This is a genomic window from Allobosea sp. TBD101 (assembly GCF_059817965.1).
Window position 1 is genome coordinate 2,017,773 of record NZ_CM187543.1, and the last position, 19,145, is coordinate 2,036,917.

Annotated in this window: 23 protein-coding genes; 14 read left to right on the forward strand and 9 right to left on the reverse strand. The window is 67.9% G+C overall.

Annotation, left to right across the window (positions count from 1 at the left end):
* Positions 1 to 44 precede the first annotated feature (44 nt).
* From AC6RIC_RS09665 to AC6RIC_RS09715, 11 genes are all read left to right on the forward strand, one after another.
* Positions 45 to 512 (forward strand): response regulator, encoded by a 468-nt coding sequence (locus tag AC6RIC_RS09665; protein WP_454656093.1) that lies wholly within the window; start codon positions 45 to 47, stop codon positions 510 to 512.
* A gap of 238 nt (positions 513 to 750) precedes the next feature.
* Positions 751 to 1,032 (forward strand): STAS domain-containing protein, encoded by a 282-nt coding sequence (locus AC6RIC_RS09670; RefSeq protein WP_488847750.1) that lies wholly within the window; start codon positions 751 to 753, stop codon positions 1,030 to 1,032.
* Between the two features lie 6 nt (positions 1,033 to 1,038).
* Entirely contained in the window at positions 1,039 to 1,398 is a 360-nt protein-coding gene (locus tag AC6RIC_RS09675; RefSeq protein WP_257731518.1) for a response regulator, read from the forward strand.
* 10 nt (positions 1,399 to 1,408) lie between these two features.
* A complete protein-coding gene (locus tag AC6RIC_RS09680) occupies positions 1,409 to 3,727 on the forward strand; it encodes a chemotaxis protein CheA (protein WP_499736010.1) in 2,319 nt (772 codons plus the stop codon).
* Positions 3,724 to 4,236 carry a chemotaxis protein CheW gene (locus AC6RIC_RS09685; protein ID WP_454656096.1) on the forward strand — a complete coding sequence of 171 codons (513 nt, stop codon included), beginning with the start codon at positions 3,724 to 3,726 and terminating at the stop codon, positions 4,234 to 4,236. Before AC6RIC_RS09680 ends, AC6RIC_RS09685 begins: the two co-directional genes overlap by 4 nt.
* A gap of 67 nt (positions 4,237 to 4,303) precedes the next feature.
* Complete coding sequence (locus AC6RIC_RS09690) at positions 4,304 to 6,130, forward strand: methyl-accepting chemotaxis protein (RefSeq protein WP_499736011.1); 1,827 nt, start codon at positions 4,304 to 4,306, stop codon at positions 6,128 to 6,130.
* 3 nt (positions 6,131 to 6,133) lie between these two features.
* Entirely contained in the window at positions 6,134 to 7,012 is an 879-nt protein-coding gene (locus tag AC6RIC_RS09695; RefSeq protein ID WP_499736012.1) for a CheR family methyltransferase, read from the forward strand.
* Positions 7,009 to 7,602: a chemoreceptor glutamine deamidase CheD gene (locus AC6RIC_RS09700; protein WP_454656099.1), complete on the forward strand. Its 594-nt coding sequence runs from the start codon at positions 7,009 to 7,011 to the stop codon at positions 7,600 to 7,602. The genes AC6RIC_RS09695 and AC6RIC_RS09700 overlap by 4 nt, the downstream gene beginning before the upstream one ends.
* Positions 7,602 to 8,714, forward strand: a complete 1,113-nt coding sequence (gene cheB / locus AC6RIC_RS09705; protein WP_454656100.1) for a chemotaxis-specific protein-glutamate methyltransferase CheB — start codon at positions 7,602 to 7,604, stop codon at positions 8,712 to 8,714. Before AC6RIC_RS09700 ends, cheB begins: the two co-directional genes overlap by 1 nt.
* A gap of 10 nt (positions 8,715 to 8,724) precedes the next feature.
* Positions 8,725 to 9,111, forward strand: a complete 387-nt coding sequence (locus AC6RIC_RS09710; protein ID WP_047578914.1) for a response regulator — start codon at positions 8,725 to 8,727, stop codon at positions 9,109 to 9,111.
* Positions 9,112 to 9,234: 123 nt separating this feature from the next.
* Positions 9,235 to 9,804, forward strand: coding sequence for a glutathione peroxidase (locus AC6RIC_RS09715; protein WP_454656101.1), 570 nt, complete (start codon positions 9,235 to 9,237; stop codon positions 9,802 to 9,804).
* A 29-nt stretch (positions 9,805 to 9,833) separates the two neighbouring features.
* Here AC6RIC_RS09715 and mog read toward each other — a convergent pair whose 3' ends face one another.
* Positions 9,834 to 10,367 (reverse strand): molybdopterin adenylyltransferase, encoded by a 534-nt coding sequence (gene mog / locus AC6RIC_RS09720; RefSeq protein WP_499736013.1) that lies wholly within the window; start codon positions 10,365 to 10,367, stop codon positions 9,834 to 9,836.
* A gap of 152 nt (positions 10,368 to 10,519) precedes the next feature.
* Between mog and AC6RIC_RS09725 the strand changes: the two genes are divergently transcribed.
* On the forward strand, positions 10,520 to 11,533 hold the full coding sequence (locus AC6RIC_RS09725; RefSeq protein ID WP_499736014.1) for a hypothetical protein: 1,014 nt from the start codon (positions 10,520 to 10,522) through the stop codon (positions 11,531 to 11,533).
* Here AC6RIC_RS09725 and AC6RIC_RS09730 read toward each other — a convergent pair.
* From AC6RIC_RS09730 to AC6RIC_RS09745, 4 genes are read right to left on the reverse strand one after another with little or no spacing between them, the layout of a single operon-like run.
* Complete coding sequence (locus AC6RIC_RS09730; RefSeq protein WP_499736015.1) at positions 11,451 to 12,614, reverse strand: GNAT family N-acetyltransferase; 1,164 nt, start codon at positions 12,612 to 12,614, stop codon at positions 11,451 to 11,453. The genes AC6RIC_RS09725 and AC6RIC_RS09730 overlap by 83 nt on opposite strands.
* Positions 12,611 to 12,904: an EscU/YscU/HrcU family type III secretion system export apparatus switch protein gene (locus AC6RIC_RS09735; RefSeq protein ID WP_499736016.1), complete on the reverse strand. Its 294-nt coding sequence runs from the start codon at positions 12,902 to 12,904 to the stop codon at positions 12,611 to 12,613. Before AC6RIC_RS09735 ends, AC6RIC_RS09730 begins: the two co-directional genes overlap by 4 nt.
* Positions 12,901 to 14,523 carry a flagellar hook-length control protein FliK gene (fliK, locus tag AC6RIC_RS09740; protein ID WP_499736017.1) on the reverse strand — a complete coding sequence of 541 codons (1,623 nt, stop codon included), beginning with the start codon at positions 14,521 to 14,523 and terminating at the stop codon, positions 12,901 to 12,903. The genes AC6RIC_RS09735 and fliK overlap by 4 nt, the downstream gene beginning before the upstream one ends.
* 30 nt (positions 14,524 to 14,553) lie before the next feature.
* A complete protein-coding gene (locus AC6RIC_RS09745) occupies positions 14,554 to 14,679 on the reverse strand; it encodes a hypothetical protein (protein WP_499736018.1) in 126 nt (41 codons plus the stop codon).
* Here AC6RIC_RS09745 and AC6RIC_RS09750 point away from each other — a divergent pair.
* Positions 14,678 to 15,685: an aldo/keto reductase gene (locus AC6RIC_RS09750; RefSeq protein WP_499736019.1), complete on the forward strand. Its 1,008-nt coding sequence runs from the start codon at positions 14,678 to 14,680 to the stop codon at positions 15,683 to 15,685. The two genes, AC6RIC_RS09745 and AC6RIC_RS09750, sit on opposite strands and share 2 nt — an antisense overlap.
* Before the next feature lie 12 nt (positions 15,686 to 15,697).
* Here the strand turns inward: AC6RIC_RS09750 and AC6RIC_RS09755 are convergent, their stop codons facing one another.
* Both AC6RIC_RS09755 and AC6RIC_RS09760 read right to left on the reverse strand, forming a co-directional pair.
* Positions 15,698 to 16,027, reverse strand: coding sequence for a hypothetical protein (locus AC6RIC_RS09755; RefSeq protein WP_499736020.1), 330 nt, complete (start codon positions 16,025 to 16,027; stop codon positions 15,698 to 15,700).
* Positions 16,028 to 16,122: 95 nt separating this feature from the next.
* Complete coding sequence (locus tag AC6RIC_RS09760) at positions 16,123 to 16,740, reverse strand: TetR/AcrR family transcriptional regulator (protein WP_499736021.1); 618 nt, start codon at positions 16,738 to 16,740, stop codon at positions 16,123 to 16,125.
* 111 nt (positions 16,741 to 16,851) lie between these two features.
* Between AC6RIC_RS09760 and AC6RIC_RS09765 the strand changes: the two genes are divergently transcribed.
* Positions 16,852 to 17,592 (forward strand): SDR family NAD(P)-dependent oxidoreductase, encoded by a 741-nt coding sequence (locus tag AC6RIC_RS09765; protein WP_499736022.1) that lies wholly within the window; start codon positions 16,852 to 16,854, stop codon positions 17,590 to 17,592.
* A 10-nt stretch (positions 17,593 to 17,602) separates the two neighbouring features.
* Here the strand turns inward: AC6RIC_RS09765 and AC6RIC_RS09770 are convergent, their stop codons facing one another.
* Together AC6RIC_RS09770 and AC6RIC_RS09775 are read right to left on the reverse strand one after the other, a co-directional pair.
* A complete protein-coding gene (locus AC6RIC_RS09770) occupies positions 17,603 to 18,415 on the reverse strand; it encodes an MBL fold metallo-hydrolase (protein ID WP_499736023.1) in 813 nt (270 codons plus the stop codon).
* An 82-nt stretch (positions 18,416 to 18,497) separates the two neighbouring features.
* Positions 18,498 to 19,046: a hypothetical protein gene (locus AC6RIC_RS09775; RefSeq protein ID WP_454656113.1), complete on the reverse strand. Its 549-nt coding sequence runs from the start codon at positions 19,044 to 19,046 to the stop codon at positions 18,498 to 18,500.
* Positions 19,047 to 19,145 lie beyond the last annotated feature (99 nt).

A 19,145-nucleotide genomic window follows, 5' to 3' on the forward strand; every position in this document is an offset into this window, starting at 1 on the left:
GCGTGCCCTGTCGAGTTGAGTGAGCGAGTTTCCGAGTCTGCGCCATGCATATCGCGCCATCCTTTCCCAACCTGTCGGTGCTGCTCATCGATCCGAGCCCGCATTACCGCCGGATCGTGCGCACGATGCTGTACCAGGCGCAGCTCAACCGCATCTTCGAGGCATCCGACCTGTCCTCGGCGGCCTCGACCTTCATCCAGAAGCAGCCGAACATCGTCATCCTCGATTGGGACATGCCGGAGGGCAACAGCATCAAGTGCCTGGCGGCGATCCGGTCGTTCAAGACCTCGCCCTTCGCCAAGGCGCCGGTGCTGGTGATGATGGAGCGGCCGGACCGGCGTTCGGTCGTCCAGGCCGCGAAGCTCGGCGCGCATGAGATCGTCACCAAGCCGATCTCGCCCAACAATCTCTGGCTTCACCTGTCGGGTGTCATCAACATGCCCCGAAAATACAGGGAAGCGGCTGGCAAGATCACGCTGGTGCCGCGCGCGATCAGCAACGCCATCTTCTGAGCGACGCATCAGACGCTATCCAAGGGGAATGCAACGGCAAGGTTCGCCCTCGGGCAGGCGCCACGGCGCGCTTGCGTGCGCGCTGAGGCCTCGTCGGATCGCCGTCGGGTTCGACGGCAACCCCAGGTAGGTCGTGCTTGCCGCGAAAATGCCAAGAGTATTGATGCGGCTGAACATATTTAGCGAAGTTTTTACCAGTTTGCCCCGATGCTCCAGGCGCAATCCTGGGTCGCCCTTCATGGTCATCACTGTCTCGCTTCCCCCTTTCCTCGGCCGGTCCGAGGCCGCGACGTTCCGCAACCAGCTTCTGGTCGCGCTGGAACAGCGGGAAAGTGTCGCCGTCGAATGCGCAGAGGCCGGGCCTCTGCCCAGTCTCTGGATTCAGCTCCTTCATTCCGCAGCCACCAGCGCCGCCGCGCGGGGGCTTTCGGTCACGCTCAGGGCGGCTTCCGAGGAATGCCGCGAATCCTTGCGGGCGATCGGCTTCGATGCCGCTCACAGCGCTCTCGTTCTGGAGTGATCAGGTATGAAAATCCTGGCGATTGACGATACCAAGACTCTGCTTAGCCTGCTCAGCCTGACGCTCCGCAATGCCGGCCACGAGGTGGCCGAAGCCGAGAACGGCGAGGATGGGCTCACCAAGTTCGACCAGTTCCGCCCCGATCTGGTGATTACCGACCTCAACATGCCGATCATGGACGGCATCGAGTTCACCCGCGCTTGCCGCTCGCGCCCGGCCGGGCAGAACACGCCGATCATCGTGCTGACCACCGAGAACGGCGCCGAGATCAAGGCGGAAGGCCGCCGCGCCGGCGCCAGCGCCTGGATGGTCAAGCCTTTCGAACCCAACACGCTGCTCGGCCTCGTCGCGCGCTACCAGAACTGAAGGTCGGCCGATGGATCCGTTGGCAGAACTCAAGCAGACATTCTTCCAGGAGTGCGAAGAGCTCCTCGGCGCGCTGGAGCAAAAGCTCCAGGCTCTCGACGAGGGCTCGACCGATTCTGAGGACGTCAATGCGGCTTTCCGCGCCATTCACTCGATCAAGGGTGGCGCGGGCGCCTTCGGCTGCACGGAGCTGGTCGGTTTCGCGCATGTCTTCGAGGCTTCGCTCGACCATCTGAGGTCCGGCCGTGTCGCCGTCGAGGATGCGCCGTTCACGCTGTTCCTGCGCTGCGCCGATGCAGTCGCCGATCTGGTCTCGGCCGCGCGCAACGACGAGCCCGCGACCGAGCGGCCCGATCTTCTGGCCGCGCTCGAACAGGTCGGCAAGGAGCCGCAGGCCCCCGTCGCCGCGCCGCCGCCGCCCGCGCCGGTTGCTCCGGAGCCGGTCGCTCCCGCCGCCAACAATGACGCGCCCATCGGGATCGCCGCGCTCGGCAACCTGCTCGCCATGGTCGAGGCGAGGACGGCTGCCCCCGCTGCCGCGGCTTCTGACGACGGCTGGGACGATGAGCCGGTCGCTGCGCCTGTGCCCGCATCGAACAAGCCGGGCCGCGACGTGCATCTGCGCATCGCGCCGGAGCAGGATCTGTTCCGCCGCGTGATCGAGCCGCGCGTCGTGCTGGGTTCCCTGCCGGCCGAGGACATCGTCTCGATCCGCTGCGACCTGAGCCAGGTGCCGCCGCTCGAAAGCATCGATGTCAGCGATTGCTGGATGCGCTTCGACGTGGATCTGCGCACCGAACTCTCCATCGAGGATCTGCACGGCCGTTTCGATTTCAGCCTCGCGAACGAGGAATTCGAGATCAGCTTCCCTGAGGAGGTTGTCATCGAGGCTCCGCAGGCCGCCGAAGCACCGGCCGCCGAGCCGGAAGTGTCCAGTGCAGTCGCCGCCGATCTCTCCGCGATCCTCGCCAAGCTCGGCGCGGCGCCGGAAGCCGCGAACGAGCCCGATATCCAGCCCGCGCCGGCCCCGGTTGCCGTCGCCGCTCCGGTTGTCGCCGTGGAGGCGCCCGCCGTCGCCCGCGCGGCACCGCGTGCCCCGGCTGCCCCCGACAACGCGGCCCGCCAGCGCCAGGCCGTCAGCGTGCGCGTCGATCTCGATCGCATCGACAAGCTGATGAACCTCGTCGGCGAGATCGTCATCACCCAGTCGATGCTGGTCGAATGCGTCCGCTCGCTGCCTTACGACGTCCACGCCAAGACCGCGGAAGGCATGCTCACGCTGTCGCGCCAGACGCGCGAATTGCAGGACCATGTCATGGCGGTCCGCGCGCAGCCGGTGAAGGCCGTGTTCCAGCGCATGCCGCGCCTGGTGCGCGAGCTCGCGCAGACGTTGGGCAAGGAAGTGCGCCTGGTCCTGGAAGGCGAGAACACCGAGGTCGACAAGACGATCATCGAGGAGCTCGCCGATCCGCTGACCCACATGATCCGCAACTCGATGGATCACGGGCTGGAGACGCCGGATGATCGCGTCGAGGCCGGCAAGCCGCGCGAGGGTACGATCAAGCTGGTCGCCGAGCATCGCGCCGGCCGCATCGTCATCTCCGTCACCGACGACGGACGCGGCATCGGCCGTGACCGGCTGCTGGCCAAGGCCCGCTCGCGCGGCCTCGTCGGCGCCGACGAGAAGCTCGCTCCTGAGGAGATCGACCAGCTGATCTTTGCCGCCGGCCTGTCGACGGCCGAGGTCGTCAGCGACGTCTCGGGACGCGGCGTCGGCATGGATGTCGTGCGCCGCAACGTCGAATCGCTCGGCGGGCGCATCAGCGTCGATTCCGAGCCGGGCCGGGGCTGCAAATTTACGCTCGCCCTCCCGCTGACGCTTGCCGTGCTCGAAGGCATGGTGATCCGCTGCGGCGACGACCGCTACGTCATTCCGATCGCCTCGGTGATCGAGACGCAGCATCTCGCCTCGACCCCGATCGAGCGCCTGCCCTTCGGCCAGGAAGTCCTGCGCTGGCGCGGCGAGGTCACCCCGCTTTACCGGCTGGGCGACGTCATGGGCTCGATGGGCAAGACCAACGAGAACATCGTGATCATCGCCGAGACCGAGCGCGGCAACAATGTCGGCATCGCCGTCGACGAGATCGTCGGCCAGCAGCAGGTCGTCGTGAAGAGCCTCGAGGCCAATTACGGCGCGGTCAACGGCGCCTCTGCGGCGACGATCCTCGGCGACGGCCTCGTCGCCCTGATCCTGGATATCGACTCGATGCTGCGGTTGGCCGCGTCCGGCGGCCGCAACCCCCAATCTGACCTCAAGATGGCTGGATGACCATGAGCCTCCAACTCGGCGAAAAGCACTTCTCGTCTGCACAGCCGGAAGCGGCTGCGCGCCGGATCGTGACCTTCAAGGTCGGCGACCGCACCTTCGGCATCGATGTCGGCATGGTCCGCGAGATCAAGGGCTGGCAGGCGACGACGCCGCTGCCGCATGCGGCGCCGCATGTGCGCGGCGTGCTCAACCTGCGCGGCGTGATCCTCGCGGTCTACGACCTGCGCACCGCGATCGGCCTCGGCGCCACCGACGCCACCGCGACCCATGTCATCGTGGTCGTCGATGTCGAGGACAAGACCGCCGGCCTGCTGGTCGACTCGGTCTCCGATATCGTCGATGTGCCGGTTACCGCGGTTCGCCCTGCTCCCGACCTGGAGCGTGACGAGCATGGCCTGATCGAAGGCCTCGTTCTGCTCGACACCGATATCGTCGCGCTGCTCGACCTCGCGGCCGTGATCCGCGACGGCGGCGCCGAGGCCCAGATCAAGACCAGCCGGGCCGCCTGACCTTCTTTGAGACCAGCCCGAGCGTAGCGTTCAAGAAGCGGGCGAGAACAAGAAACGATCGAACCATATGGGCAGCGCGCTCGGCCCCTTCTCACGTCTCTCGGTCAGCCAGCCGCTGCTCGCCGCCGGTTCGGCCGCGCTCGCCGGAAGCCTGGCATCCTATGCCGCCGTCGCTGGCGCTCCCGCCTTGGGAGTTGCCGCGGTGACGGCGGTCGCGCTGTTCGGCGGCCTCGCGGCCTGGGGCGCGACCCGCCCGCTCGCGCGCAGCGCCGCAGCTGCCGCCCGCCTCGCCGAAGGCGGGGAAATCGCGCTTCCCGATCCATCCGGTCCCGGTGAAGGCGCGGAACTTTCGCGCGCGCTGGCAGCCATCCACGAGCAGGGCCAGGAAGCAGAGCGATTGCGCGCCGCACTCGACCATGGCCGGGCCAGCGTCATGCTCTGCGACCCCGACGGCCGCGTCGTTTATGTCAGCAAGGCGCTGCTGCGCTTTTTCGGCGAGGCACAGGAGGATTTCCGTGCCGCCTTTCCGGGCTGTTCCGCCAAGGACATGCTGGGCCGCGTCATGGAGCGCGTACAGGGCGAGCACCAGCCGCTCGGCGGCCAGCCGGTGCGCCTGACGCTCGGCCGTCGCACGATCTGCCTGACCCTGACCGCGATCGCCCGCGGCGACGGCCGCAGTCTCGGCACGGCCGTGGAATGGCGCGAGATGACCGGTGACCTCAAGCTCGCCGCTGAAATCGTGACGCTGGTCGAGGCTGCCGAAGCGGGCGACTTTTCCCGTCGTCTGTCGTCGGAAGGGCAACCGCTGCCGCTCGGCCATGCGGTCAAAGGCTTGAACCGGATCAACGCGCTGCTCGAAGGTACATTCGACCAGATGGCCCATGCCGTCTCGGGCGTGGCTGAAGGCGATTTCAATCGCCACATCCCGGTGACCCATCAGGGCAGCCTGGGTTTCCTTCAGGACAGCCTCAACGAGGCGCTCAGCCATGTCGGCGCGACGCTCGCGACCATCCGCGACAGCGCCGGCCGGGTTTCGCACGCCGCGGCGGAGGTCGATGCGGCGACGACGGAGCTTGCGGCGGGAGCTGGGCAGGCGGCGGCCGATCTTGGCGAAGCTTCGGCCGCAGCCGAGCAGGTCAAGGCTTCGGTCGGGCGCAGCAGCATCCGCACCCGCGAAGCAGGCGACATCGCCAGTGAGACGATGAGCGTCGCGCAGCAGGGGCAGGGTGTCGTCGCCCGCGCCGTCGATGCGATCGGGCGCATCGAAAGCTCGTCGCTGAAGATTTCCGAGATTGTCGGCGTGATCGACGAGATCGCCTTCCAGACCAACCTGCTGGCGCTGAACGCTGCCGTCGAGGCGGCGCGCGCCGGCGATGCCGGCAAGGGTTTCGCCGTTGTCGCCTCCGAGGTGCGCTCGCTGGCGCAGCGTTCGGCACAGGCCGCCAAGGATATCAGAGGCCTGATCGCCTCGTCCAAAGGGCAGGTCGCCGAGGGCGTCGGTTTCGTCCGCGAGACCGGCACGGCGCTGGAGCGCATTGTCGCCGCGGCCGGCAAGGTCTCGACAACCGTCTCCGAGATTGCCAGCGCGACGACCGAGCAGGCGCAAGGCGCCGGCGAGATGGGCCGCAGCGTCGCGAAGATGGACAAGGGCACAAAGCACAACAGCGACCTGGCCGCGCGAAGTGCCGAAGCGGCGGCCGAGCTCGCCGATCAGGCGGCAGCACTGCACGCCTATGTCGAAGCGTTCAGCGGCGGCCATGCCGTGACCGGCGGCGCGTTGCCGCCGCGGCGCAACGTGGCGCCGACGGCCACGCAGCCGTCGCGGACGATACCGTCGCCGCAATTGCAGCCGCAGCCTCGCCGCGTCGCTGCCGGCGGCCGCATGGGGATTTGAGAGATGACCAGAGCCGCCTCGCCCAATCCCTTCGCCCTGGCCCAGCCCGCGCTGGCCGACGTCACGTTGACGCGCGACGACATGAAGTTCATCGCGACGCTGGTCTATGAGCAGGCCGGCATCGTCATCCGGGAGCACAAGGAGGCGATGACGCGCGGCCGCCTGGCGCGGCGCGTCAAGGCGCTCGGCATGAACTCGGTCGCGGAATACTGCGCCTTCCTCAAGACGCCTCAGGCGGCGGGCGAACTGCCAGAGCTCATCAACGCGGTGACTACCAACCACACCGCCTTCTTCCGCGAGCGCCACCATTTCGACCATCTGCGCAAGGATGTGATGCCGCGGCTTCTGCAGGAGCGCAGTGGCCGGCGCGGCCGCATCCGCATCTGGTCGGCGGCCTGCTCCTCGGGCGAGGAGCCCTATTCGATCGCCGCATACTGCCGCGACGTGATGGGGTCGCGCAGCGATCTCGATTTCAAGATCCTGGCGACCGATATCGACACCGATATCCTGACGCGGGCAGAGGCCGGCATCTATCCGGCCGAGCTGTTCGAGCGCTTGCCGGGCGACGTGAAGCCGTTGCTCAAGCTCGAAGGCGGGGCAGGGCGAAACGAGGCCCGCATCGTCGAGGACCTGCGCCGGATGATCGCCTTCAAGCGACTGAACCTGATCGAGAAATGGCCGATGAGCGGCCCGTTCGACGTGATCTTCTGCCGCAACGTGTTCATCTATTTCGACACGCAGACGAAGGCCTCGATCCTCGACCGTTTCGTGGGGCTGCTGGCGCCAGGCGGCTTCCTCTATCTCGGGCATTCGGAATCGCTGCCGCAGCCGCACCCGAAACTGCGCCTGATCGGCCGCACCATCTACGAGAGGACTGCATGAGCGTCTCCCGGTCCTCCCGCCGTTATTTCGATCCACGTTTCCAGGCGACGATCATCACCGTCGCGCCGGGCGAGCACGAGATCACCTCCGCCAAGGACGAGATCGTCGCGACGGTGCTCGGCTCCTGCGTCTCGGTCTGCATGCGCGACCCCATCGCCGGCGTCGGCGGGCTCAACCATTTCCTGCTTCCGAAGAACAACGGCAATGCCGATCCCAGCGCCGGCGAGCGCTATGGCGACACCGCCATGGAAGTGCTGATCAACGACCTGCTCAAGCGCGGCGCCAAGCGCAGCAATTTCGAGGCGAAGGTCTTCGGCGGGGCGCGCGTGCTCTCGGGCGCCACGATGCTCGCGATCGGCGACGGCAACATCACCTTCGTCAACGAGTTCCTGAAGGTCGAGGGCATCCCGGTGGTCTCGCGGGATGTCGGCGGCACGCGCTCGCGGCGCATCCACTACCAGCCCTCCACGGGCCGGGCCTGGGTGCAGCATGTCCAGCCGACCGCGCGCGACAGCGGCCACGAGCAGGAAATCGCCTATCTCAACCGGCTCAAGACGCAGCCGGTGGCCGGTGAAGTGGAGGTCTGGTGATGAGCATGCCGTTATCCTCCGCAAGCCCGGTCAAGGTTCTCGTCGTCGACGATTCCATCCTGATGCAGAAGCTGATGACGCAGATCATCAACGGAGCGCCGGGCTTCGAGGTGATCGGCGTCGCCGGCAGCGCCGAGGAGGGCTGGGACGCCATCCAGGAGCTCCGTCCCGACGTCGTGACGCTCGACCTCGAACTGCCGGGCCGGCACGGTCTGAAGCTCCTGGCGCGCGTCCTCAAGCAGGACCCGCTGCCGGTGCTGATCGTCTCGGCCTTCGGCGGGCCGGGCGCCGACAACACCATCCAGGCGCTGGAACTCGGCGCCATCGACTTCATCGAGAAGCCGGATGGCACGACCCATACGCTCGACGGCTTCATGAAGCATCTCGTCGCGGCGCTGCAGCGCGCCGCGGCCAGCCGCAAGATGATCGCCGCCGCCCGGCAGATGACGCAGATGGCCGCCGCCGCACCGGCCCGCCCGGCCGCGCCCGTCCCGTCGCGGGAGCCGGCGCGCAGCGGCAAGACCTCGCTGATCGCGATCGGCGCCTCGACCGGCGGCGTCCCGGCCGTGCAGACGGTGATGCGGGATCTCGCGCATCTCAGGCTGCCGATCGTCGTCGTGCAGCACATGCCGTCGGGCTATACGGCCAAGTTCGCGGCGCGGCTTGCCACCGCGACGGGTCTCGACGTGCGCGAAGCGGCCGACGGTGATAAGCTGCGGCCCGGCATGGCCGTGGTGGCGCCCGGCGGTCCGCGCCATCTCGAAATCGAGGAGCGGCGTGGCGAGTTCGTCTGCGTGCTGCGCGAGGGGCCGCTGGTCAGCGGTCATTCGCCGTCCGTCGACGTGATGTTCCATTCCGTGGCACGCAGCGTCGGCAGCCATGCGGTCGGCATCCTGCTCACTGGCATGGGGCGCGACGGCGCTGACGGTTTGTTAGCCATGCGCAAAGCCGGCGCCGAGACGTTAATCCAAAGCGGGGAAACCTGCGTGGTAAACGGGATGCCGAAAGCGGCCTACGAATTGGGAGCGACCGAGCGGGTCGTTCCACTCACACAGATTGGTACCGCGGTCAGCCAGTTGATCGGCGAGAAGCCGAACCTGCGCACCGCGTAAGGAGAGTAAGATGTCAAAGGCCAGAAGCGAATACCGCATCCTGGTGGTCGACGACCAGAAGAGCATGCGCGGCCTGGCGACCTATTTCCTCAAGCAGATCGAATTCCAGGACATCGACGAGGCGGAGAATGCCCGCGAAGCCCTGATGAAGATGCAGACCAAACGCTACGACTTGCTGCTGCTCGACTGGAACATGGACGGCATGAGCGGCATCGACCTCTTGCGCGCGATCCGCTCGGTGCCGGAACTCAACCAGATCAAGATCATCATGGCGACCTCCGAGCGCTCGGTCGACAAGATGGACGAGGCGACCAGCAACGGCGCCGACCATTATGTCGTGAAGCCCTACGAGCTGCGCGATCTCGAAGTGCGGGTGAAGAAGGTTCTCGCCTGCTGAGAGTTAGTTGCCGAGGCCTTCCGGTCTCGCCATCGTGAAGCGAAGCCCCGCGCCGGCCGGCTGCGGGGCTTTTTGCTTTGGGGCATGATGCCGCCCGTTCGGCTGTCGAACCGGAGAGAAGCCATGTTGCCGTCGCGCCGCCAGATCGTCGCCGGGATTGCCGGAGCTGCCGCTGTCGGCCTGGTCTCCCGCGATACCGCGGCGCAGGCCCTCACCGGCGCCCATGCCTTCGGCTTCGACAAGCCGGGTGGCGGGCGGATGCCGCTCGCCGATTACCGCGGCCGGCCGATCCTCGTCGTCAACACGGCGACGCGCTGCGGCTATGCCGGGCAGATGGCGACGCTGGAGCAGCTCTGGCAGCGCTATCAGGCGCGCGGCCTGATGCTTGTCGCCGTGCCGAGCAATGATTTCGGCGGGCAGGAGCCGTTGGAGGGTGCCGCCATTGCCGAGGCCGCCCGGCAGAGCCATGGCGCGACCTACGCCTTCGTCGAGAAGTCCGTCGTGCGCGGGCCGGAGGCGCATCCGTTCTATCGCTGGGCGGCAAGCGAACGACCGGCGGATACGCCGCGCTGGAACTTCCACAAATACCTTGTCGGACGCGACGGCGCGCTGCTCGGGGGCTTTCCGGCCGGGACGGATCCGCTCTCGCCGCAGCTCGTGCAGGCGATCGGGCGGGAGCTGGCGGCGGGCTGAGCCTCCTTGTTCCGAAAACCGGGGCTATCTCACTTCTTCGGCCGGAATGCCGCGATCACCGCCGGATCGGTTTCGAGCCAGGGCCCTTCGATCAGGTCGATGCAATAGGGGATCGCCGGCATCACCGCGTCAAGGCATTCGGCGATGGCGCGGGGGCGGCCGGGCAGGTTGACGATCAGCGACTTGCCGCGGATGCCGGCCGTCTGGCGCGAGAGGATCGCGGTCGGTACCTTGGCGAGGCTGACCTGACGCATCAATTCGCCGAAACCGGGCATCGGTTTCTCGACGACATCCTCGGTCGCTTCAGGCGTGACGTCGCGCGGGGCCGGGCCGGTGCCGCCGGTGGTGACGATCAAGCAGCAGCCCTCCTTGTCAGCGAGCTCGCGCAGTGTCTGCGCGATCACCGCGCGATCGTCGGGGATGACGCGCGCGACAGCTTCCCAGGGGGAGGTCAGCACCTTCCTGAAATAGGCATCGATGGCTGGCCCGCCTTCATCCGCGTAGATGCCAGCCGAGGCGCGGTCGGAGACCGTGACGATTCCAATCCGGGCGGTCGCGCTCATCGGCTTTCTCCAGCAGGCAGGGTTGCTGTATCGGCGGGGGCGGAGGGACGGTCAAGCCGGCTCGCAGCGGCGGGCCGACCCATCCCGCCATCGCATCGAATAACCCGGAAAAGCGGTTTCCACTTTCCGGTTCGATGCTGTAGCGCAGCGCCATGCGCCTCGCCGCCGCCCTGTCCCGTTCTTCGGACGCCCGCAGCTTTGCCGCCTGCTTTGCGGCGACGGTGGTGCTCGCGGCCGGGCTGCTGGCGGCGCTGACGCTCTGGCGCGATCCTTACTGGGTCTTCCGGGACAACCCGCCCTGGGCCCGCGACGGCGTGGGTGCGAGCCGCCTGCTCGATGTCGAGATGCGCCTGATCAAGCCGCTCCAGATCGCCAGGCTGAAGCCGCAGACGCTGTTGATCGGCTCGTCCGTGGTCTATCGCGGGCTCGATCCGCGCGACGTCTCCGCCGCGGTCGGCCAAGTCTACAATGCCGGCTTCTCCGCGCTGATGGCGCGGGAACTGCCGGTGCTCGCGGCGCTGGCCGTCGATGTCGGCAGCGTCAGACGCGTGGTGATCGAACTCGACTATTTCATGTTCACGGCCTGGCCACCGCCGCCGCCGATCGATCGCAAGCTCGCCACAGTAGCGGGGCGCCGCGAGGCGCTGGTCTCGGTCGTGCTCAATCCGAAGGTGATCGACAATCTGCTGGGTCGGCGCAGCCTACGGGCGGAGCCCGGCCTCTGGCATGGCGACGGCTACAAGGCGACGCCGGATTTCGATGCCGAGCTCGTGGGCAGGATCACGCGCGAGCAGAATATCGCGGCGATGGCGTACCGGTCGGGTGACCTTGATTACCTCGACCGGACTCTCGACCTGCTAAGGGGGCGGGAGATCACCATCGTCCTGTCGCCGATGAGCGCGGCGCAGCGACATCTCATCGAGGCAGGTGGTCGCGGAGCGGAACTGGCGGCTTGGCGACAGGACCTTGCCTCGCTGGCCGCACGTCGCGGCCTGCCGTTCCATGATTTTGTCTCCGACCATCCGTTCGAGGATTTCGATCCCGGAAAGGCGTCGTCGCGCTACTGGCTCGACACCCTGCACTTCAAGCCGGAGGTCGGCCGCTGGCTGCTCGGGCGGATCGGGCTCGGGCGGCATCCCGCAGGCGCCGGAGCCACAGCCGGCTGAAGCCCGCGATCTCCGCCGCGCCCGGGCGACCCGGGCCGACGCGGATGATCGCGTTGGCCATCTCGCGGCGTTCGCCCCAGACATAGGTGCCGGCATCGACGCCCTCGCCGGCACCGCTGTCGAAGAAGGCGGGCGGCGTTCCGTTGAAATCGGCCTGCAGCATGGCGATCGCCAGCGTCCGGCCGGGCGAATGGCGACTCTGCGTCTCGTCATAGGCGATCTTGAGGAAATGCCGGCGATTGCCGCTCTCGATCAGCAGGCCCATCGCGATCACGCGGCCGTCATGCAGCAGCGTGTCGATCAGCAGGGTGTCGTCCGCCGCGCTAAGCTCGGCCAGATGGCGGATATAGGCTGTGTCGGTGGGCAGGCAGGCGATGGCCGTTCCGGCCTCGCCCTTCCAGCCGGAAGCTTCGAGGGTGAGGAAAGCGTCGAGCGCCTCCAACGCGCCGCGACCGCGACTGCGCCGGAAGGTGAGGGCGCCCTGCTTCCCCACCGCCCGGAACTGCTGCATCCGCTTCTTATAGGAGGAGCCGAGCGCGCGCCTGAGATAGGCTTCGAAATTGTCGTCCGGGCGCGGGATCATGATCGGGCGGATCCAGCGCTCATAGGTCGAGATCGCGCTGCCGGTCTGGCGACAGGCTTCAGCCAATGCGGCGTAGCAAGGCCCGTCCAGAGGCAGCAGCGGCAGCAACAACGTATGCGGCAGGTCGCGCGAGGCGAGGAGGTAGCGCATCAGCGCGCGCGCCGCCTCCGCCGCATGGTCGCGGTCGAGCACCGGCAGCGAGGAGACCTCGTAGAGCGGCACGAGCGGCGAGGCGAGGGCGGCGGAGAAGCCGCTGCGCCAGCCCTTCTCGCGCCGGAAGGCCCAGACGCCGACGAGCTGCTCGAAATCGAGCGCCTCGCTGAGCCAGGCGCAGAGGACGACGATCTCCTCCTCCGGCACCAGCGCTGTCGCGGCCGAGACGGCGGCCGGCGCCATATGCGGATTGGGCTCGAGCGCGTGGCGGGCGAGCTCCGCGAAAACCTGTCCCAATTCCGCGTAGGCGGTGGGACCGAGGCGCCTGACGACGATCGTGCTCAAGACCGATGGCCGTCCCGGCTCGGCCGGCGCAGCTCGCCGCGCAGGGAGAGGACGAAGGCGATCACCTGCGCGGTCGCGCGATAGAGTTCTTCCGGGATCTGGTCGTCGAGCTCGACCGCCGAGAGCGCCTGCGCGAGGATGGCGTTCTGCTCGACCGCGACGTCATGCTCCCTGGCGGTCTCGACGATGCGCTCGGCCAGCTCGCCGCGACCCTTGGCGGTGACGCGCGGCGCGCCATGCCCGTCATATTCGAGCGCGACGGCGATGCGGGGTGGTTGCGGCGCGCTCATGACAGGCGGTCCAGGAACTGGCCGGCGGTCGGCTGCATCACGCGCGGCTGGCCGGTATGGATATCGATAGCGCTGCTGGCGAAATCGGCATCGAGCAGAGCGCCTTCGAGGCCGGGCGCCGCGCCGCGCAGGAGCTGGCTGGTCTCCTCGCGCTCGGCCCAGATCGAGACGCCGACATCGCGGCCCTGCAAGGTGACGACGGCCTGGAGCGGACCCATCGGCTCGACATCGAGCGCGAAGCGGATGCGCCAGACCGGTGGGCTCACCCCCTGCGCATCGCGGCGCGGCGGCTCGCGCTCGACCTGAAGCGGCAGCATCGAGACACCTTGCTGAAAGGCGAGCGGGATCTCGGCGAGCCAGCGCTGCGCTGCTTGCGTGCCATCCTGCCGGGCGGGCTCCAGTGGCAGTGAGGCATATTGCGTCAGCTTGATCCGGTCGAGCGCGGCCTCGGTCTGGTCGAGCAGGGTCTCGGCGATGGCGAGCGGCTTCTCGCCCGGCGTCAGCGACGGCTCGACCGCCGGCTGCGGCGCGAGCGGGCCGTCGCGTCGGGGCGGAGCGAGGCGAGCTGGTTGATCGGCAGAGGCGAGATCGGCCTGCTGCTCCGCTCCCGGAGCGTTTCCATGCTCATGACGGCTCGCCTTCGGGTCCGGCGAGAGGGCGTCGATGATCGGCAGCAAGGTTTCGCGCAACGCCTGCAGGGTGGCCTTGAGGTCGCCCTGTCGGGGTGCGGGCAGTGCTGCGGCTTGCCGGGCATCGAGGAAGAGCCCGGACGCCCGGAAGGCTTCCTTCAGCTTCGCCGCGGTGGGCGCCTGCCGCTCGGCGGGAACAGCCTGCGCCAGTACCTGCTGGATGGCGGGCGGCAGGGTCTTCGGCAAGGCCAGCGAGATCGAGCCTTGCGCGATCGCGCGCAGATTGGCGAAGAGCGGGGCGAGGCCGGCCTGCTGTTGCAGCATCGGGCCGAGCAGCGGACCGGCGATGGCGCGCGCGGTCGCGGCCGTGATGACGGGAGCAGCAGAGGACGCAGCGGCTGTCGGTGACGCGGGGTTAGCGGCGGTCGAGGTCGCAGGCGTGGTAGCGGTTTGCGCTGCCGGGAGGCCCAGCGTTTTCAGAGCTTGCTGCAGAAAGGCCTGCTGCACCGCTACCGGGGAGGGCGGGTGCGCAGCCTGTGCGACTGTAGGTGCCAGCGCGACGGCAGGTTGTGGTGCAGCACCGGGGACGGCTGCCGGGTTCGGCCGGGCTGGAGCCATCGTCGAAGCCGAAGGCACGGCTGGCTGCGCAGGTTGAGGCGCGGGGGCCGGTTGCGGCTGAGATTGACCGGATGTTGCCGATGGCGGGCGCACTTCGACCAGCGTGGCACGCAGGTCGCCGCCGGGTTGCTCGGGCGGATCGAGCCGCAGCATGAGCGTGGCGCCCGGTTGTATGGCCGCTTGCTTGGCCTGCGGGCCGGCAAGGACGAGCGCGACCTTGGTCTCGCCGATCATCGCGGTCGCGGTGCCGTCCGGTTCCAGCGAGGCGAGTCGCGCCTGCACCGTCCGGCCAGCCGTCAGCTCGCCGCCTGCGTCGAGCGCTTGCAGCAGGGTGGCGAGGGTCTGGCTCTTGACGAGCTGGGCGAGATTCATCTGATGACCATGTGGCGACGCATCACCCTGTCACGAAAGATTAAGCATTTCCTTGCCGGCCGGCTGCGCCATGCAGAGCATGCCTGCGTGCCGGGCGCTGGCATATGGCGTTGCGCTGCGGCAGGCTTGGTCACCCTGTTCGAGGATGTCAGCCATGGATTATCGCCGTCTCGGCCGCTCCGGCCTCAAGGTCTCGCCGCTCTGCCTGGGCACGATGATGTTCGGCGGCCCGACTGAGGAGGCGACGTCCCGCCGCATCATCGACAGCGCGCGCGAGGCCGGGATCAATTTCATCGATACGGCCGATGTCTATAACGAGGGCCGCTCCGAGGAAGTCACCGGCCGTGCCATCGCCGCCCATCGCTATGACTGGGTGCTGGCGACGAAGGTCGCGAACGTGATGGGACAGGGGCCGATGAATGGCGGGCTGTCGCGGCGTTGGGTCCTGCGCGCCTGCGAGGACAGTCTGCGCCGACTCGGCACCGAGACCATCGACATCTACTACCTCCACAAGGAGGATCACACGACGCCGCTGGCGGAGACGGTGCATGCGATCGCTGATCTCGTGCGGCAGGGGAAAATCCGGCATTTCGGCGTCTCGAACTATCGCGCCTGGCGGCTGGCCGAGATCTGCCGGCTCTGCGACGAGTTGGGCATCGACCGGCCCGTCGTCAGCCAGCCCTATTACAACGCGATGAACCGCATGCCGGAGGTCGAGCATCTGCCGGCCTGCGGCTATTTCGGCCTTGGCGTCGCGTCCTATTCACCCTTGGCGCGTGGCGTTCTCACCGCGAAATACGCGCCGGGCCAGGCGCCGGCGGAGGGTACGCGCGCCGGGCGCGGCGACCGACGGATGATGCAGGCGGAATGGCGCGAGGAGAGCCTGATCATCGCCCAGACGATCAAGGAGCATGCCGCGCGCAAGGGGCTGACGCCGATCCAGTTCGCGGTGCGCTGGGTGCTGAACAATGCCTTCGTCACGGCGGCGATCGCGGGGCCGCGCACCTTCGAGCAGTGGGAGGCCTATCTCGCCGCGCTCGATGCCGGGTTCGACGCGGAGGACGAGGCGCTGATCGACCGGCTCGTCCCGGCGGGGCATCCCTCGACGCCGGGCTACAGCGACCCGGCCTATCCGCTGGAGGGGCGCGTCAGCCGCGCCTGAGCGACGGGCCGTTCAGTTCATCATGCAGAAGCCGTTGACCACGACATTCGTCTGGCACCACGGCTTCTTGGCTTCGCCGTTCGCCGAGAGGCGCAAGGGCAAAGGCTCTTCGCGCTGCTGATGGGCTGCGGCCGGGGGGAAAGGCACGCGCTCGGGCTTGCCGGTTGCGGCCTGCGCGCGGCTTGCGCCCGCGGCGATGCCGGGTACGACGACGACGCTCCGGCTGGTCGTTGCGGATGAGCCGGAGCTGCGCCCGCCGGAACGGAACTTGGCGGCCTCGGCCTGGACAGGCAGCAAGGTGGCGGTCGCGAGCAGGCAGGCGAGGGCGGCGATGCGGCGCATGAGGACGGTCTCCCGGTTGCCGACAGGATGCCGCGATCTGCCGCAACGACAAGGAAAGCCTGGAATCAGCCTCAGCGAGGCGTTAACGCCGCTCCTCAGGCGGCTGCTAGTGGCCGGGTGAGGCTGTCCCAGGCGGCCATGGCGCCCTGGGCGATCGTCTCCAGCATCGGGCGCGAGGCGCCGTCGCGCGCCTGGATCGACATGCCCTGCTGGACGGTGACGTAGTAGCTCGCGATCCCCGGTAGATCGAGCGAGGCCGGCAATTCACCCTCGGCTATGGCCCGCCGCAGCCGTTCCTCGATCATGCTGACGCTGCCGGCTCGCATCTCGCGCAGGATGCGGCTGGTCTCGTCGCCGACCCCGACGGCGTTCACCGCCGAGAGCACCACCATGCAGCCGGGCGGCCGGCCGGGGCGGGTGAAGGTTCTGGCGCTCGCCATGAGATAGCCCTCGATCGCCGCGCGCGCCGTCGGCTCGTTCTGCAGTGGCGCGAGGATGTCGTCGCTCTCGGTCGCGGCGAAGTGGTGGATGGCCGCGCGATAAAGCTCCTCCTTGCTGCCGAAGGCGGCGTAGAGGCTCGGCGAATTGATGCCCATCGCCTCGGTCAAGTCGTTCATCGAGGCCGCCTGGTAGCCGCGCTCCCAGAAGACGTCCATGGCGCGCTCGAGCGCCGCCTGCCGGTCGAAACTGCGTGGGCGGCCGCGCTCGGCCATGAGTTCGCCTCCCCGAAATTATTTTGTGACGGTCATTATATATTTCCCTTGACGGTCTCAGGCAAGCACAGCATGTATTATGTATCGATCATCACATAAATGGAGTTTGCCATGTCACGCCTTGCCGGAAAGCGCGCGCTCGTCACCGGCGGCAGCCGCGGAATCGGCGCCGCCATCGCCCGCAGGCTCGCTGCCGAGGGAGCCGATGTCGCGCTGACCTATGAGCGTTCCGCCGACAAGGCGGCCGCCGTCGTGACGGAGATCGAGGCGCTCGGCCGCAAGGGCTTCGCCATCGCCGCCGACAGCGCGGACCCTGCGGCCGTGACACGCTCGGTCGATGATGCCGCCAGGGCGCTCGGGGGGCTCGATATCCTCGTCAACAATGCCGGCATCTATCGCGGCGGGCCGGTCGCGGAGTGGAGCCTCGCCGATATCGACGCGACGCTCGCCGTCAATGTCCGCGCCGTGGTGCTCGCATCGCAGGCTGCGGCGGCGCATCTGGGCGAGGGCGGGCGGATCATCTCGACCGGCTCGTGCCTTGCCGACCGGGTCGTCGAGCCCAATGTCACGCTTTATGCGATGAGCAAGGCGGCGCTGATCGGCTTCACCAAGGGGCTGGCGCGCGATCTCGGCCCGCGCGGCATCACGGTCAATATCGTTCATCCCGGCTCGACCGATACCGACATGAACCCGGCCGGCGGCCCCGGCGCAGACGCCCAGCGGGCGCGCATGGCGATCCCGCGCTATGGCCAGCCCGAGGATATCGCCGGGCTCGTCGCCTATCTCGCCAGCGAGGAGGCGCGCTTCATCACCGGTGCGGGCTTCGCCATCGACGGCGGCGTGAACACCTGACGCCGCTGACCTAGTGCCCGGGCAGGACGATCATGGTGGGCTTGGCCGGCAGCGTCGCCTTGCCCAGCGTGATCGTTGGCTGCTCGCGGCGCTCGACCGGCCAGATGTCCTGCGTGCGGGCGAGGAAGCGGTTCAGCGTGCCGCCGCCGAAGAAATGCATGGGAATCATCACCCGCGCCTGGATCGATTTCAGGACGTCCAGCATCCCGGTCTGGTCCAGCGTGTAGCTGCCGTCGACCGGGAAGAGCACGATGTCGACCCGGCCGAGCGCGCGCAGATGGCCGGGCTCCAGCGGGTGATGCAGATGACCGAGATGGGCGATGCAGAGCTCGCCGATCTCGAAGATGAAGATCGAGTTGCCGTCATAGTCCGTGCCGCCTTCATAGGTGCGGATATTGGTCGGCACGTTGCGGACGCGGACATCGCCGTAGGTGAGATCATGCTGCGCCGCGCCCTGGCCGGACATATCCCAGCCGGGCAGGACATGCTTGATGGCGGGGTCCGGGCTACGCGAGTTATGGGTGGAATGCGCCTTGTTCATCGTGGCGATGTCGGGCGTCACCGGCGGGCGGACATAGTCGTTGTAATCGGTCGCGATCTTCACGCCGCCGGGCGTCTCGATCAGGAAGGTGGCGTGGCCGACAAAGGTCAACCGGGCCTCGTCCTTTGCCAATTGCACCCGGTGGATGGGCAGGCCGAGGCTCGCCATCTCGGGCCGGCAGCCGGGTTCGTTCGACTGGGCGCGGGCTGGAGCGAAGCCCAGGGCAGCGCTCAGTACGATGCCGGCGAAAGCCGATAACCCGAAGGTGCGCGACAGATTCATCGTCCGGCTCCGGTTGCGCGTTGCCCGCAACGATCAGGCAAAGGACGGGCCTTGAAAAGCGCGCTGGCGGTTTCGTGAACCGTTACACAGGCGCGGAGCGTCGGATCTCGACCGTCGCGGTCGCGAGACGGCGGTAGAGCTTCCTGCGTCGCAGGATCGGAACCCAGTCGTAGAGGAACATCTCGGCCGGGCGCCAGATCACCACCCAGCCGATGATGATCAGGCTTTCCTGAAACAGGCGGGCGAAGGGACCTTCATAGGCCTTCGTCAGCAGCCAGCTCAGGAACAGGCAGGCGGCGAGGCCGACGAAGCCGATGGCGAAGGCGAGGCGGCCGTCATGGAACAGTTCGCGCAGCGCATGGGTCTCTGCCTTCGCCCGGCCGGCGAACCAGCCGGTGATGGCGTTGGCGAGATCGGGAACCGGCCTGTCGGGCGCATCGGGCCTTTCGAGATGAATCACGATCGCGATCGGCTCGTCCTTCGGCAGGTCGCGGGCCCAGTCGACGATGTATTCCTCAGCCTCGGGTGCGAGGTCACCCTCGCGGAAGGGGAAAGGGTCGAGCGTGTTGAAGAGCTGGGCGCCGTCGCGCAGCCTCAGCGCCACTGTCGTTCTGCCGTCCCGGTCCTCCATCGCGAAACCCCTCCCGCTGTCGCAGGCCGGCATTGTTCCGGACAGGTCCCGCCTCCGCAATGCGCCGGATGCGGTTGCGGGCGGCGCGGCTCACCGCTA

Excerpts from the sequence above, each read along its gene's own strand:
- AC6RIC_RS09760 (WP_499736021.1), bottom strand. The coding sequence starts at position 16,740 with ATGGCCGAGCGCGGCCGCCCACGCAGTTTCGACCGGCAGGCGGCGCTC.
- mog (WP_499736013.1), bottom strand. The coding sequence starts at position 10,367 with ATGAGCGCGACCGCCCGGATTGGAATCGTCACGGTCTCCGACCGCGCC.
- AC6RIC_RS09665 (WP_454656093.1), top strand. The coding sequence starts at position 45 with ATGCATATCGCGCCATCCTTTCCCAACCTGTCGGTGCTGCTCATCGAT.
- AC6RIC_RS09700 (WP_454656099.1), top strand. The coding sequence starts at position 7,009 with ATGAGCGTCTCCCGGTCCTCCCGCCGTTATTTCGATCCACGTTTCCAG.
- AC6RIC_RS09670 (WP_488847750.1), top strand. The coding sequence starts at position 751 with ATGGTCATCACTGTCTCGCTTCCCCCTTTCCTCGGCCGGTCCGAGGCC.
- cheB (WP_454656100.1), top strand. The coding sequence starts at position 7,602 with ATGAGCATGCCGTTATCCTCCGCAAGCCCGGTCAAGGTTCTCGTCGTC.
- fliK (WP_499736017.1), bottom strand. The coding sequence starts at position 14,523 with ATGAATCTCGCCCAGCTCGTCAAGAGCCAGACCCTCGCCACCCTGCTG.
- AC6RIC_RS09770 (WP_499736023.1), bottom strand. The coding sequence starts at position 18,415 with ATGAATCTGTCGCGCACCTTCGGGTTATCGGCTTTCGCCGGCATCGTA.
- AC6RIC_RS09690 (WP_499736011.1), top strand. The coding sequence starts at position 4,304 with ATGGGCAGCGCGCTCGGCCCCTTCTCACGTCTCTCGGTCAGCCAGCCG.
- AC6RIC_RS09755 (WP_499736020.1), bottom strand. The coding sequence starts at position 16,027 with ATGCGCCGCATCGCCGCCCTCGCCTGCCTGCTCGCGACCGCCACCTTG.
- AC6RIC_RS09685 (WP_454656096.1), top strand. The coding sequence starts at position 3,724 with ATGACCATGAGCCTCCAACTCGGCGAAAAGCACTTCTCGTCTGCACAG.
- AC6RIC_RS09750 (WP_499736019.1), top strand. The coding sequence starts at position 14,678 with ATGGATTATCGCCGTCTCGGCCGCTCCGGCCTCAAGGTCTCGCCGCTC.
- AC6RIC_RS09745 (WP_499736018.1), bottom strand. The coding sequence starts at position 14,679 with ATGGCTGACATCCTCGAACAGGGTGACCAAGCCTGCCGCAGCGCAACG.
- AC6RIC_RS09765 (WP_499736022.1), top strand. The coding sequence starts at position 16,852 with ATGTCACGCCTTGCCGGAAAGCGCGCGCTCGTCACCGGCGGCAGCCGC.
- AC6RIC_RS09725 (WP_499736014.1), top strand. The coding sequence starts at position 10,520 with ATGCGCCTCGCCGCCGCCCTGTCCCGTTCTTCGGACGCCCGCAGCTTT.
- AC6RIC_RS09695 (WP_499736012.1), top strand. The coding sequence starts at position 6,134 with ATGACCAGAGCCGCCTCGCCCAATCCCTTCGCCCTGGCCCAGCCCGCG.
- AC6RIC_RS09675 (WP_257731518.1), top strand. The coding sequence starts at position 1,039 with ATGAAAATCCTGGCGATTGACGATACCAAGACTCTGCTTAGCCTGCTC.
- AC6RIC_RS09680 (WP_499736010.1), top strand. The coding sequence starts at position 1,409 with ATGGATCCGTTGGCAGAACTCAAGCAGACATTCTTCCAGGAGTGCGAA.
- AC6RIC_RS09715 (WP_454656101.1), top strand. The coding sequence starts at position 9,235 with ATGTTGCCGTCGCGCCGCCAGATCGTCGCCGGGATTGCCGGAGCTGCC.
- AC6RIC_RS09775 (WP_454656113.1), bottom strand. The coding sequence starts at position 19,046 with ATGGAGGACCGGGACGGCAGAACGACAGTGGCGCTGAGGCTGCGCGAC.
- AC6RIC_RS09710 (WP_047578914.1), top strand. The coding sequence starts at position 8,725 with ATGTCAAAGGCCAGAAGCGAATACCGCATCCTGGTGGTCGACGACCAG.
- AC6RIC_RS09735 (WP_499736016.1), bottom strand. The coding sequence starts at position 12,904 with ATGAGCGCGCCGCAACCACCCCGCATCGCCGTCGCGCTCGAATATGAC.